Annotated in this window: 12 protein-coding genes; all 12 read left to right on the forward strand. The window is 69.5% G+C overall.

Going from position 1 to position 13,876, the window contains the following annotated elements; genetic code table 11:
- The first annotated feature begins 34 nt into the window (after window positions 1-34).
- Genes AC1DSC_RS09525 through AC1DSC_RS09580 form a run of 12 tightly spaced genes read left to right on the forward strand, consistent with a single transcriptional unit; the run spans window position 35 to window position 13,871 of the window.
- Window positions 35-916 (forward strand): alpha/beta hydrolase family protein, encoded by an 882-nt coding sequence (locus AC1DSC_RS09525; RefSeq protein WP_230537795.1) that lies wholly within the window; start codon window positions 35-37, stop codon window positions 914-916.
- A 31-nt stretch (window positions 917-947) separates the two neighbouring features.
- The gene (locus tag AC1DSC_RS09530) at window positions 948-2,126 is read left to right on the forward strand and encodes a polysaccharide biosynthesis/export family protein (protein ID WP_012748287.1); all 1,179 of its coding nucleotides are present in this window, start codon (window positions 948-950) and stop codon (window positions 2,124-2,126) included.
- A gap of 45 nt (window positions 2,127-2,171) precedes the next feature.
- Window positions 2,172-4,466 carry a polysaccharide biosynthesis tyrosine autokinase gene (locus AC1DSC_RS09535; RefSeq protein WP_012748288.1) on the forward strand — a complete coding sequence of 765 codons (2,295 nt, stop codon included), beginning with the start codon at window positions 2,172-2,174 and terminating at the stop codon, window positions 4,464-4,466.
- Window positions 4,463-5,125, forward strand: coding sequence for a sugar transferase (locus tag AC1DSC_RS09540; protein ID WP_012748289.1), 663 nt, complete (start codon window positions 4,463-4,465; stop codon window positions 5,123-5,125). Before AC1DSC_RS09535 ends, AC1DSC_RS09540 begins: the two co-directional genes overlap by 4 nt.
- A gap of 42 nt (window positions 5,126-5,167) precedes the next feature.
- A complete protein-coding gene (locus AC1DSC_RS09545) occupies window positions 5,168-6,148 on the forward strand; it encodes a GDP-L-fucose synthase family protein (protein WP_012748290.1) in 981 nt (326 codons plus the stop codon).
- Window positions 6,149-6,196: 48 nt separating this feature from the next.
- Window positions 6,197-7,525 (forward strand): hypothetical protein, encoded by a 1,329-nt coding sequence (locus AC1DSC_RS09550; RefSeq protein WP_012748291.1) that lies wholly within the window; start codon window positions 6,197-6,199, stop codon window positions 7,523-7,525.
- 8 nt (window positions 7,526-7,533) lie between these two features.
- The gene (locus tag AC1DSC_RS09555) at window positions 7,534-8,622 is read left to right on the forward strand and encodes a glycosyltransferase (protein ID WP_012748292.1); all 1,089 of its coding nucleotides are present in this window, start codon (window positions 7,534-7,536) and stop codon (window positions 8,620-8,622) included.
- Window positions 8,619-9,551 (forward strand): hypothetical protein, encoded by a 933-nt coding sequence (locus AC1DSC_RS09560; RefSeq protein ID WP_012748293.1) that lies wholly within the window; start codon window positions 8,619-8,621, stop codon window positions 9,549-9,551. Before AC1DSC_RS09555 ends, AC1DSC_RS09560 begins: the two co-directional genes overlap by 4 nt.
- A 10-nt stretch (window positions 9,552-9,561) precedes the next feature.
- The gene (locus AC1DSC_RS09565) at window positions 9,562-10,494 is read left to right on the forward strand and encodes a hypothetical protein (RefSeq protein ID WP_230537796.1); all 933 of its coding nucleotides are present in this window, start codon (window positions 9,562-9,564) and stop codon (window positions 10,492-10,494) included.
- Window positions 10,495-10,525: 31 nt separating this feature from the next.
- Window positions 10,526-11,791: a lipopolysaccharide biosynthesis protein gene (locus AC1DSC_RS09570; RefSeq protein WP_012748295.1), complete on the forward strand. Its 1,266-nt coding sequence runs from the start codon at window positions 10,526-10,528 to the stop codon at window positions 11,789-11,791.
- Window positions 11,788-13,023, forward strand: a complete 1,236-nt coding sequence (locus AC1DSC_RS09575) for a glycosyltransferase WbuB (protein WP_012748296.1) — start codon at window positions 11,788-11,790, stop codon at window positions 13,021-13,023. The genes AC1DSC_RS09570 and AC1DSC_RS09575 overlap by 4 nt, the downstream gene beginning before the upstream one ends.
- Before the next feature lie 59 nt (window positions 13,024-13,082).
- Window positions 13,083-13,871, forward strand: a complete 789-nt coding sequence (locus AC1DSC_RS09580; protein ID WP_012748297.1) for a LuxR C-terminal-related transcriptional regulator — start codon at window positions 13,083-13,085, stop codon at window positions 13,869-13,871.
- The last annotated feature ends 5 nt before the right edge of the window (window positions 13,872-13,876 follow it).

The following is a 13,876-nucleotide window of genomic DNA, read 5'->3' on the forward strand; positions in this document are numbered from 1 at the left end:
CGTCCGCTTCGGACCAGGAGACGCACTGATGGGCATGATCACCATTCCCATGTACCGGGCGCCGGCCGACGTCGCCTGCCTGATGCTCAACATGGGCGCCAACCACCGGGTCGGGCCGCGCCGCATCAACGTGAAGCTGGCGCACGTGCTGGCCGCGCGCGGCGTGAGCAGTCTGCGCTTCGACCTTGGCGGCGTGGGGGACAGCGACGCGTCCGACGCCTCGTCCGACCTGCAGGCCCGCGCGGTGCGCGACCTGCGCGCCGGCATGGACCTTCTCGAGAACATGCTGGGCATCCGCAAGTTCGCGATCGTGGGCATGTGTTCGGGCGTGGAGCACGCCATGACCGCGGCCGCGACGGACACGCGCGTGGTGGCGCTCTCGCTGTTCGACGGCTTCGCCTTTCCGGACCGGCGCTCGCGCTGGGAACGCACGCTGCGGCGCGCGCTGGCGGCGCCTGCGCATCCGTCGTTCGCGGGCAAGGCCAAGCGTTGGCTGCAGCGCCACCTGCTGCCCAGCCATTCGACCAAGCCGCTGCCCGGCTTCTTCGCCGAACGCAAGCCGCCCGAGGTCAACGCCGTGTGGTTCGGCGCCACCATGCGGCGCCTGGTCGAGCGCAAGGTGGCGGTGCAGCTGCTCTATTCGGGCTCGCTGCATGTCTGCGACCACGACCGCGACCAGCTCGGCCCGTTCCGCAGCGAACCGTTCGCGCAGGCCGTGCAGTACGAATTCATGCGCGAAGCCGACCACACGCTGTGCACGGCGCGGGGACAGCAGCTGTTCCTGCGCTCCGTCGGCGGCTGGGTGGCCGCCTGCGCCATCGGCGCCGGCCCGGAACGCCGCAGCCCCAGCACCAGCCCGAGCCCGCTCGCACCCGTCGTGGAGCGCCCCGAGCACGGCGCCTACGTCCCGCAGTGAACTGATTCCCCAGGAAGAAAGGACACACCCCATGGCACACCCCGCTCCGGCCAGTTCCTTGCGCATCGCCCGCGCCGTTCCCGCCCGCACCCGCCCCCGCATCCGATCGGCGGCACTGCTGCTGCTGCCGCTGTGCCTGGCCGGCTGCGGGGTTCCGGGGTTCGGTCCGCCCGACAGCGGCAACTGGGGCGCCTACCGCTCGAGCGGCGACGCGAAGGGCGAGCCGAAGATCGTCTCCATCACGCCCGAGCTGATCCGCACGATGGCAACGCGCAACCCCGCCGCGCTGCCGGCCGATGTGCGGCAGCTGTTCGGCAAGGCGCCGGCCTACACGATCGCCCCGGGCGACGTGGTCGGCATCGTGGTCTACCGCCATCCCGAGCTGATGCCCACCGCGGGCGCGGTCATCTCGCAGCAGACGGACCCGACCGGGGTGAGCGTGGCGCCCGGCTTCATCGTCGATGCCGAGGGCGAGATCAGCTTTCCCTACATCGGCCGCACCAAGATCGAGGGCATGACGGAGAGGTCCGCCGCCGAGATGATCTCCAGCAAGATCTCGCCCTTCGTCAAGGATCCGCTCGTGAGCGTCAGGATCCAGTCGTTCCGCAGCCGGCGCGTCTATGTGGAGGGCGAGGTCCGCACGCCGGGCCTGCAGATCTTCACCGACGTGCCGATGACGCTGGCCGAGGCCATCAACCGCGCCGGCAGCATCACGCAGGCGGGCGACCGTTCGCGCGTGACCCTGACGCGCGGGGAGCGCACGATGGTGATCGACCTGCCGCTGCTTCGGCGCCTGGGGCTCGACCCGACCCGCATCCCGCTGCAGAACGGCGACATCGTGAACGTGGGCAGCCGCGACGACAGCCGCATCTACGTGATGGGCGAGATCCAGCGCCCGACGGCCCTGACGATGCGCGACGGCCGCCTGAGCCTGAACGAGGCGCTGGGCGATGCGGGCGGCCCGGCGCTGCAGACCGCGTCGACCGACCAGATCTACGTGGTGCGCAATTCGAGCGGCGACGTGCCCGAGGTGTTCCACCTCGATGCGAAGAACCCGGTGGCGCTGGCGCTGGCCGACCGCTTCGAGCTGCAGCCGCGCGACGTGGTCTACATCGACCCCGTGCCGCTGGCGCGCTGGAACCGCGTGATCAGCCTGATCCTTCCCGCCGCGCAGGTCGTGAACCTCGGCGGCACCACCAGCCGCCGCTGAAGCCGCGCCCCCAACCCGTCCAGGCAACACACAAAGGTGATCCCCATGAATGCGCACTGGCAACCTGCACTCCCCGCTCCCTCGGTCCCCGATGCCGCGGCATCCGACAACCCTCCTTCCAGGCTCAGGGAGCATGTCGACCTGCTGCTGGACAACCGGTGGAGGATCGCGGGCATCACCGCTGTCGCGCTGCTGCTGGGCGCGGCCTACGCCATGTTCGGGCCGCGCGTGTACGAGGCCAACGTGCTGATCCAGGTCGAGGACCCGGACCGCTCGGGCGGCACGCTGGTCGGCGACTCCGCGAGCAACGCGCTCAATGCCAAGACGCCGACCGCGGGCGAGGCCGAGATCCTCAAGTCGCGCCTGGTGCTCGAGCAGGCGATCGAGAACACCAAGCTCTACATCGAGGCGCAGCCGCTGTACGTGCCGATCGTCGGCGCCTGGTTGGCGCGCCACGCCAAGGCGCTCTCCGAGCCGGGCTTCGCAGGCCTGTCGGGCTACGTGAGCGGCAAGGAGCAGATCGTGGTCGCGCAGATGGACGTGCCGGTGGATCTCGAAGGCAAGCGCTTCCTGCTGACCGCGGGCGCGAACGGCAGCTACACACTGACCCACCCCAAGCTGGACAAGCCGATCGCCGGCACCGTCGGCGTGCCGCTCGACGCGCAGACCCCGCTCGGCCCGATCCACCTGCTGGTCGGCTCGATCTCGGGCCTGCCCGGCGCGGCCTTCGAGCTGGTGCGCCAGTCCAAGCAGCTGGTGCTGCTCGACCTGCAGCGCGAGCTGCGCGTGATCGAGAAGGGCAAGCAGTCGTCGGTCGTGGAAGTGAGCTGGCGCGACGGCAACCGGACGCAGCTGGCGAACCTGCTCAATGAGGTCGCGCAGCTCTACGTGCGCGTGAACATCGACCAGAAGACGGCCCAGGCGCAGCGCGCCCTCAACTTCCTGGGCACCGAGCTGCCCAAGCTCAAGCTGCAGCTGGAGCAGTCCGAGGAAATCTACAACCAGTACCGCAACCAGAACGGAACCATCAGCCTGGACGACGAGGCGCGCAACGCGCTGTCGCAGAACCTGGAGCTGCAGACGAAGCTGTTCGATGCCACGCAAAAGCGCATCGAGCTCTCCGAGCGCTTCACATCCAGGGACCCGAGCGTGATGACTGTCGACGCGCAGATCGCCTCGCTCAAGAAGGCGATGGGCACCGTGGAGCAGCGCATCCGCCGCATGCCCATGCTGCAGCAGAACTCGCTGCGCATGCAGCGGGACATCAAGGTCAACACCGACCTGTACGTGTCGCTGCTCAACAGCTCGCTGCAGATGCGCCTGGCCAAGGAAGGCCGCATCGGCAACGTGCGCGTGCTCGACCAGGCGCTGCTCCCGGAAAAGCCGATCCGGCCCAAGCCCTCGATCGTCATGGGCATCGCGCTGATCGCGGGCCTTTCGTTCGGGGCGGGCTCGGCGTTCCTGCGCAGGTCGTGGCGCAAGACCATCGCCAGCCCGGCCGAGATCGAGACCCACACGGGCCTGGACGTCTACAGCACCGTGACGCTCAGCACGAACCAGCCCCTGCTCGACCGCGCCATTCGCCACGCCAAGCCCGGCGTGCACCTGCTGGCGGCGCAGCATCCGAACGACCCGGCGCTGGAGGGGCTGCGGCGGCTGCGCACCGCGCTGAAGTTCGCCATGCCCAAGGCGTCGAACAACCGCGTCATGATCTCCAGCGCCACGCCGGGCGCCGGCAAGACCTTCGTGGCGGGCAACCTGGCGGCCGTGCTCGCCTCGACCGGCCGCCGCGTGCTGCTGATCGACGCCGACCTGCGGCGCAGCAGCCTGGCAAGCATGTTCGGGCTGAAGCGCCGCGGCGGCCTGTCGGAACTGATCCGCGGCTCGATCGAATTCCAGAACGCCGTCCACACGGGCGTGCTCGGGCACCTGGACGTGATGACCACCGGGGCGCTGCCCTCGGACCCGAGCGCGCTCCTGACGAGCGACGCCTTTGCCGAGGTTCTCGAAAAAGCCTCGGAACACTACGACGTGGTGATCGTGGACACGCCGCCGATGCTGCTGGCTTCCGAGACCGCCGAGCTGGCGCCCTGGATGGGCACGCTGCTGATGGTGGCGCGCGCCGGGGACAACGAACTGGGCGACCTGTCGGAAAGCGCGAACCAGCTGCGGCATTCCGGCTCGCAGTTCCAGGGCGTGGTGCTGAACGCGATGGACACCAGCCGCCGCTACTACGGCAAGCTGGCCTACCGCTACGGCGGCTACCAGCCGCGGGTGCACGAGTACCCGAGCGCGGTGGCCGAGCTTCCCCAACCTGCCCGTGCGAGCGCCGCATCATGAACACACTGCGATCGGATGCCGCCGTCCATTCGCCTGGCAATTCACGGCTGCTGATGGGCACCAAGCGGGCCGTGGACGTGCTGCTGGCAGGCGGCTTCTTCCTTCTGCTGGGGTGGGCGTTCGCGCTGGTCTGGATCGGCGTGCTGCTGACTTCCGGCAAGCCCGGCATCTACAAGCAGCCGCGCTACGGCCGGGACGGGCGCGTCTTCAGCTTCTACAAGTTCCGCACCATGGTGCCCGATGCCGACGCCGTGCTGGAGCGCTACCTGCGCGGCAACGAGGCGGCCCGGCGGCAATGGGAGATGTACCAGAAGCTGGACCGTGATCCGCGCATCACGCGCTTCGGCGCGGTGCTGCGCAAGTACAGCCTGGACGAGCTGCCCCAGTTCTGGAACGTGCTCAAGGGCGACATGAGCGTGGTCGGCCCGAGGCCCTGCATGTTCGCCCAGAAGGAGCTGTACGGCGTCTATTGGAGCAGCTACTGCGCCGTGCGGCCCGGCATCACCGGGCTGTGGCAGGTGAGCGGGCGCAACGAGATCAGCTACCGGCGCCGCGCGGCGATGGATGCGGACTACGTCGCCACCCTCTCGATCCGCCAGGACATCGCAATTCTCCTGAAGACCTTTCTCGTGGTGGCCGGGGCACGCGGCTCGCGCTAGGCGCCACATCCCTCAACCCTCAACCTTTAACCGAAAGAACATATGCGTATCTACGTTGCTGGTCATCGCGGCATGGTGGGGCAGTCGCTCGTGAAGCGCCTGGGCAGCCTCGGGCACGAGGTCGTCACGCGCAGCCACGAGGAACTCGATCTGCTCGACCAGGAGGCCGTTCGCCGTTTCTTCGCCACCGAGCGCGTCGACCAGGTGTACCTGGCGGCAGCGAAGGTCGGCGGCATCCACGCCAACATGACCTATCCGGCGGAGTTCATCTACCAGAACCTGCTGATCGCCGCCAATGTCACGCACCAGGCCTTCCTTGCGAACGTCAAGCGCCTGCTGTTCCTCGGCTCCAGCTGCATCTATCCACGGATCACCGAGCAGCCGATCCGCGAGGACGCGCTGCTCGGCGGCCAGCTCGAGCCCACCAACGAGCCCTATGCCATCGCCAAGATCGCCGGCATCAAGCTGTGCGAGAGCTACAACCGCCAGTACGGCGCCTCGCACGGCATCGACTACCGCAGCGTGATGCCGTGCAACCTGTACGGCCCCGGCGACAACTACCACGCCGAGAACAGCCACGTGGTGCCGGCGCTGATCCGGCGCTTCCACCTTGCCAAGACCACCAATGCGCCCGAGGTGCTGATCTGGGGTACGGGCCAGGCCAGGCGCGAGTTCCTCTACGTGGACGACATGGCCGAAGGCTGCACCACCGTGATGGGCCTGAGCCGCGCGGGCTACGAGCAGCACACCACGCCGATGTGCGCCCACATCAACCTGGGCATGGGCGAGGACCAGACGATCGCCGAGCTGGCGCGGCTGGTCGGCGAGGTCGTGGGCTACCGGGGCCGCATCCGCTTCGATCCCTCGCGGCCGGACGGCGCGCCCAGGAAGCTGCTCGACGTGTCGTGCGCCGCCGCCATCGGATGGCACCCCACGGTGTCGCTGGCCGAGGGCTTGCAGCGCACCTATGCGGACTACCAGAAGTCGCTGCAGCCCGCCGCGCAGGAACTGGCGCACGCCTGAGCCCGCGCCGGCTCCCGCACGCAACAACAAACAAGCACAAGGCCTCCCATGAGAGCGCTCTCCTTCTGGTCGGGCATCGCCATCGCCTTCCTGTGCGGCCTGCTCGAGCCGGCCTGGGGCTATGCGGCGGTGTGCGCGCTGTCGCTGGTCCAGCTGTCGATGCTCCGCACGCCGGGGGCCAGCGTCTTCCTGCTGATCCACTACGCCACGATCCTGACCTACTTCTCGGTGGCACCGGCGATGCAGATCGCCGCCGACGTCTCGTTCTGGGACACGGGGGTGATCGGCCCGGTGGCGCACATGCAGGCGCTCACGCTGCTGCTGCTGTACATGGCGGGTGTCGAAGCAGCCCGGCTGGGCCTGCCTGACGCAACGGCACCGGCGCCGGCGCGCGCGCGCGCGCCGGCGCCCGAGCTGCCGGTGGCCGGCGTGGCCCACCCGGCGCTGCTGCTGCTGAGCGGCGCGGTCTCGGCCTTCGGCTCGCTGTTCATCCGCCCCGACCTGAACTTCATCGCGCGCGGCATGCCGGGGACCGAGGAAAACCTGCCGGTCGACTACATCGTCTATTCGACGCTGCCCAAGCTGATCGTGCTGGTCTGCTTCGTGGCGCTGGCGATCCATGCCATGCGCCGCGGCACGCTCTGGGCGTGGTGCGCCGCGGGCCTTTCGCTGGCAATGGCTGCCTTCGCCGCGAACCCGGTCAACACGGCGCGGCAGGTCCTGCTGATCGGCCTGCTGCCTCTTTTCATCCATCTCTTCGGCCGGGGCCGGCGCTGGATGCTGGCCCTGCTGATCTTCGGCGCCATCGCCGGCCTGGGCCCGGTGCTCAACCTGGTGTCGCGCGGCAGCTTCTGGGGCGAGACGCTCGCCACCTTTCCCTTCAGCCCGGACTTCGACGCGATGTACGTCGTGGCCGGCATCCTGGAGCGCGCATCCGAGCCCGAGCTCGGATGGGGGCGCTACCTGCTGTCGGCGTTCTCGTTCATCCTGCCGCGCGACCTGAAGCTGTTTCCGGACTTCGATCCGCTGGGGTGGCCTGCCATCCTGGGCAACTTCTCGCAGTCCAACCTGTCGCTGCCGCCCTTCACCACGGCGTACTTCGACTTCGGGCTGGCCGGGCCCGTGATGTTCGGCCTTGCGATCTCGGCCGGCTTCCGGGTGCTGGACAGGATGGTGGATCCGCGCGCCGCGCTGTCCGGCAGCTATCTGTGCGCGCTGGTGCTGCTGGCCGCCTACGTGCCGTTCCTGCGCGGGCCGATCCTCGGCTGGGGGCCGTTCGCGGCATCGGGGCTGATTGCGGCGCTGCTCGCCGGCCTGCTGAGTTCGCGCTTCCGCCCGGTGCGCCGCGCGGCGCGCTACGCCGCGCGCGCAGCCTGAGGTCCAGCATGTACAAGTACCTGTTCTACGACACGATCCGCCTGAACCGCGGCGCGGGCGGCGTGCTGAACGTGTCGGACCTGCTGCTGCGCAGGATGCGCCTGTGCAAGGGCGACCACATCCAGCCGGCCAGCGAACGGCATCCGCGCCTCTTCGCGGTGGCACGGCGCCTGCGCATCAGCCGGTTCCTGGTCGAGATACTGCTCTACAACTACCACCGGCTGCAGGCGCTGGTATCGGGCGAGCGGGTGTTCTCGCTGTTTCCCAACTACTTCCTGCCGTTCACGCTGTTCGGGCGCCACCGGGATTCGATCGTGATCGTCCACGACCTGCAGTACCGCTACTACCCCGCGTACTTCAGCCGCACCAAGCGCCTGTGGCTCGACTGGAACCTCAGGCGCGTGGCCCGCAGCGCGGCCGACGTGGTGTTCATCAGCAGGAGCAGCCAGCAGGATTTCGAGCGGTACTTCGGATGCTGCGAGCACGCGAGCGTCATCTTCAACCCGGTGGAGGCCACGCGCGCGGCCGGCTCGGCCAGCGCGTCCCGCGAGCCGCCCGTGGGCGAGCGCTACCTGATCGCGTCCTACCACTACTACCCGCACAAGAATTTCGGCGCCGCGCTGAAGCTCTTCGAGCGCATGAAGCGCGAGGGGCTGGTCGACTGGCTCGACATCACGGGCAACGGCGCGGCCGAGGTGAAACGGATGGTCGCCAGCATGGCACCCGAGCTCGGCAACTGCGTGCGGCACCGCGGGCTGGTCTCGCGCCAGGACCTGACGCGGCTTTATTGCGGCGCCACGGCCTTCATCTCGCTGTCGGCCTTCGAGGGCTTCAACCTCTCGGCCGCCGAAGCCGCCACCCTGGGCGTGCCGCTGCTGCTCTCGGACATTCCGGTGCACCGCGAGCTGTTCGGCGGCTACGCCTTCCTGATCGGCAGCGAGCCATGCGACATGGGCCGGCTGGCGCGCTACCTGGACGAGCACCGGGACACGCAGCCGCCCTGGCTGCATGCCGAAGCCTGCGCGCCCGGCGCGGTGGCCAGGCGCTATCTCATGCTCAAGCGCGAGGCCGTCTCGCTGGCCGGAGCCATGCAATGACGCGCACTGCAGGCGCTCTTCGGCAGCTGCTCGCGGCGGGGCTGCTCGGTGCCGCCTGCGCGGCAACTGCGGCAGCGGCGGACACCGGCTTTGGCGTGATGGTGCACTACCTGCCCGACAGGCAGTCGATCGCCGAGGCCGCCCGCTTCGACGTCGAGGCATTTGCGGCATCGCTCGCGCAGATGCGCGCCTCCCATCTCATCCTGACGCTCGGGCAGAACAACGGCCAGTACATCGCGCCGAATGCGGCGCTCGAGGCGCTGTGCCCGCACAGCGCCGCGGACCGGCCGCCGCGCGACCTGCCGCTGGAGATCGGCCGCGCGCTGCGCAGCCGCGGCATCGCCCTGGTGCTCTACCTGCCGTTTCGCGCGCCGCAGGCAGACCCCGAGCTGATGAATTGCCTGGGCGACATCTCCGAGCAGAAGCCGCCGCCGGCCGATTTCATCGCCGCATGGACCGCGGTGATCCGCGACTGGTCGCAGCACTACGGCGCGCTGGCCAGGGGCTGGTGGTTCGACGGCGTCTACAACACCCGGGGCATCTCGCCGTCCGGCTGGGACGCGCTGTGCGCCGCGGCGCGCAGCGGCGCTCCCGACCGCTGGCTGGCCTTCAATGCCGGCGAGGGCCCGGCGCGCTTCAGCGCCAAGGCCGCGCCCTGCCAGAACCTGATGGCCGGCGAATTCATGCAGCCTCCCGCGCAGCTGAACGCACCGCGCTCGGAGCTGAAGTTCCATCTGCTGACGCCGCTCGGCGCCTCCTGGGGCCAGCCGACGCCGCCGCGCTTCACGGCCGCCCAGGTGCGCGGCTGGATCGCGCAGGCGAACGCCCGCGGCGGGCTCTTCACGCTCGACCTGCCGCTGGACGACGACTTCCAGTTTCTTCCCGCGCACGTCGCGCTGGTCCGCAATGCGACGGCGCCCCGGCCCTGACCCCATGACCATGACCCATTCACTTGCCTTCATCGTGGTGGAAGACCGCCAGAACAAGCCCCTGCTGCTGTGCCGCGAATCCGCGGCGCGTGCCGAGGAGCCGCTGATCGTGCTGTCGGGCACCGACGCCGGGCCCGGCTACGAGCGCCTGTGCCGCACCTACGTGCACCTGTCGAGCAATCCGCCGGAGTTCGAGAAGATCTGCTTCCGGCGCTACTTCCTGCTGTCGGAATACCTGCGCGCCCACCCCGAGCACCGCGAATTCGTGCTGATCGACAGCGACGTGCTGCTGTTCCGCGGCATCGGCGCGCACATCCGGCGCGTGGCCGGCAAGGCGGATTTCTCTGGCTCCTACATGCGCACCAACGATGGCTGGGACCCCTGCCAGATATCGCCGCACGTCAGCTACTGGACCGCGGCGGGCCTGCAGCAGTTCATCGCCTTCCTGCTCAACACCTATGCATCGCCCAGCGGCCGCAGGAAGCTGCGCGCGATCGCGGCGCGGTTTGCCGCGCGGGGCGTGCGCGGCGGGGTGTCTGACATGACCCTGCTGCACCTCTGGGCCCATGCGAGCGGCAACGCGGCGCCCATCAACCGGGTGTTCGGCGGACGCGTGATCGACCACAACATCAACGGCGGGCACAACCTGCTCGTGAACGAATTCCAGGGCCGGGGCGGCGCCAAGCGCCTCGTGTTCGTCGGCGGCCAGCCCTGCGTGGTCACGCCGTCGGGCGAACTGGTGAACGTGCTGGCGCTGCACTTCCAGGGCAGCGCCAAGATCGCGATGGCGCACGTGCTGCACGGGCGGGTGCACACGGTCGCGCTGCTCACGGCCGCACTGCGGCTCGCGCGCCGGGCCAAGAACTGGGCCTTCGGCATGCGCCGGCTGGCGCAGCGCCCCGCGGGCGGCACGCGCTTCGCAGGCGCCGCCGGGCCGAAATGACGCCACCGCGCGCACGCACCCAGGCACGGCCATGAACATGCTCCACCGCACCGCCCAGCTCACCGGCATGCGCGCGGTGCAGCTCCACGGCCTGGGCGCGCTGGCTTCGCGGCTCTATGTGTACCTTGCGGGCTTCGCGGCGCTGTTCCTGATGGCCGCGCATGTCTCGCCATCGGATTTCGGCGAATACTCGATCTACCAGTCGGTGATGGAAGTGGCGCTGGTGGTGGCCACGCTGGGCAGCCCGCTGCTGTTCGCGCGCCATGCCGCCACCGTGCCGCCGGGCGTGCGCCGCGGCGACGTGGTCCGCACGCTGGCCATCGGGCTTCCGCTGGCCGCGCTGCTGAGCGCCGCCGTGCTGCGCATCCAGCACCTGCCGGTGGTGGGCGCGCCGTTCGCGCTGCTGATGGCGACGCTCGCGGTGTTCTCGCTCATGAGCCTGCGCCTGTCGTTCAGCCGGGGACTGGGCCGCGCCGGCCTGCTCAACCTGGAGGGCGGCATCCGCTCGACCATCCTGGTGATCGGCGTGGCGGCCTTCGCGGCCTGGGGCGCCGAGCTGCGCGCGACGCAGCTGCTGCTGATCAACCTGCTGGCCTTCGTGCTGGTGGGCGCGGCCTGCATGCAGACGCGCTGGGTCGCGGGCCCGCCGGCCGGGCCCGCCGCGCTCGAGCTGGCGTCGCAGGGCAGCGCCACCGTCTATTCGCTGCTGATCTTCCTGCTTCGCAAGTCGGACCTGCTGGTGGTGGCCTTCTTCATGCCGCTCGGCTACGTGGGCGCCTTCAAGATCGCCTTCCTGCTGGCGGAGGCGCCCTCGCAGTTCGTGCAGGCCTTCCTCTACACCAAGACGCGCCCCATGCTGGGCACCGATCCCGCCAACGCGGACGGCACCGACCTGCGGCTCGCCAGGCACTCCTTCCTGCTGGGCTGCGCGCTCTTCGCCGGGCTCGGCGTCGTGATCACGGCCGCCGCGCCGCTGCTGAAGGTGGGGCGCGAGGCGCTCGAGATCTTCCTGTGCATGGCGCCCTACTTCCTGCTGCGCACCTACACGGTCCACCACGAGATGCTGCTCGCGCTCAGGGCGTCGATGGGCTCGCTGGGCCGGTGGGCGCTGGCCGAGGTGCTGCTGCGGCTCATGGCCTACGGCGTGGTGGTGTCGATGTTTCCCGGCAAGCCGCACTACGTGTTCTTCATTGCCGCCGTGTCCGACCTGCTCCTCTACGAAGTGCGGATGCGCGCGCTGCTCGGCTTCTTTCCGCTCGCACGGCTGGTTCGCGGTTCCTTCCAGAGACCTTCATGAAAATCCTGCTCTATTCGATGAACTTCACACCCGAGCTCGTCGGCATCGGCAAGTACTCGGGCGAGATGGCCCAGTGGCTGCATGCCAAGGGCCACACGGTCCGGGTGATCGCCTCGCCGCCGTTCTTTCCGCACTGGGCGCCGTTCGAAGGGCACTCGGCCTGGGCCTACCGCAAGACCGACTGGAACGGCATCACGGTCTGGCGCGCCCCCACCTGGGTGCCGGCCAGGCCGCGCGCGCTGGCGCGCATGCTGCACCTGTTCTCCTTCATGCTGTCGAGCATGCCGCTGCTCTTCGGGCAGCTGCGCTGGAAGCCGGACCTGGTCTTCGTCGTGGAGCCGCCTCTTTTCTGCGCGCCGGCGGTGCTGTTCTTCTCGCGGATGCTGGGCATCAAGTCGTGGCTGCACATCCAGGACTACGAGGTGGACGCCGCCTTCGATCTGGGCCTGGTACGCGGCGCACGGGTGCGGCGCTTCGCGCTCTCGGCCGAGCGGTGGCTGCTGAGCCGCTTCAGCCGGGTGTCGACCATCTCCGCCGCCATGCTCGACAAGGCCAGGAACAAGGGCATCGACGCGGCGCGGCTGGTGCTTCTTCCCAACTGGGTGGACGTGCGCTCGATCTACCCGCACCCCGGCACCGCACCGGGCACGAACGGCTATCGGGCCATGCTCGGCATTCCGGACGATGCGGTCGTGGTGCTCTATGCGGGCAGCCTGGGCAACAAGCAGGGCATCGAGGTGCTGGCCGAGGCGGCGGGCCGGCTGGCGGCCGCCAGGCACATCCACTTCGTGCTCTGCGGCAACGGGCCGAGCCGCGAGCCGCTGAAGGCCGCCTGCGCAGGCCTGGACCACGTGCACTTCCTCGACCTGCAGCCGGCCGAGCGGCTCAACGAGCTGCTGGGCATGGCCGACATCCACGTGCTGCCGCAGCGCGCCGACGCGGCCGACCTGGTGATGCCCTCCAAGCTGGGCGGCATGCTCGCGAGCGGCAAGGCCGTGATCGTCACGGCCCATGCGGGCACCGAGCTGAGCAACGTGGTCTCCGGCCGCGGCCTGGTGGTTGCGCCCGGCGACGCCGATGCGCTGGCCGAGGCCATCGCGCAGCTCGCCACCTCGCGCCCGCAGCGCGAAGCCATGGGGGCGGCCGCCCGCTCGTTCGCCGAAACCGAGCTGGACCAGAACGCCATCCTGCAGCGCCTGGAGCGCGAGCTGCTGCGCTGCCTTGCCGACTGACACCGCCACATACACCACCCACGACATCCACTTCCTCCAACTCCAACCTGGGGATCCACATGTCCGACACCACTCCTCCTTCCGACGCGCCGGATGCCGACCACCTGCCGGAGCGCCGGAAAGCCAGCCCGCCTGGCCTGTGTCCACCGCCCGAACCGCTGTGGCCGCACTTCCTCACCGGGCAGGAAGACGCGCCGGTGCGCGTGCTGCTCATCGACGACGACGAATTCATGCGGCGCGTGATCGCCCAGGAACTGCTGTCGGACATGCGCATCCAGCTCGAAGGGCAAGGCAGCAGCGTGCGCGACGGCCGCCGCCTGCTGGCCACCCACGAGTTCGACGTGCTGATGGTCGACCTGCGGCTGGGCGACGGCTCGGGCTTCGACCTGATCCGCGAGGCGCGCAAGCTGCACCGCTACTGCGAGATCATCGTGATCTCCGCGCTGGAGGACGATGCCCACGTGATGCACGCCTTCGAGCTCGGCGCCACCGGCTACCTGCTCAAGCATGCCTGGCTGCAGAGCTTTGCCGAGGCCGTGCTGCAGGTGGTCAACGGCGGCGCGGCCATCACGCCCAAGCTGACGCGCCGGCTGCTCACGCGCATGAACCTGCAGGGCAGCGGCGAGCGGCCGCCAACGGAAACGCCGCTGCGCGAAGCCACGCTGACGGCGCGCGAACGCGAGGTGCTGCGCTTCGTGGCGCGCGGCTGCGTCTCCAAGGAGATCAGCGTGCGGCTCGGCATCTCGGGGCAGACCGTCAACGCCCACATCAAGAACATCTACAAGAAGCTGCATGTGCATTCGCGCGCGCAGGCCGTGAGCCTGGCCACCCACACCGGCCAGCTCTGACCGAA

This window comes from Variovorax sp. 01N425, assembly GCF_056399465.1.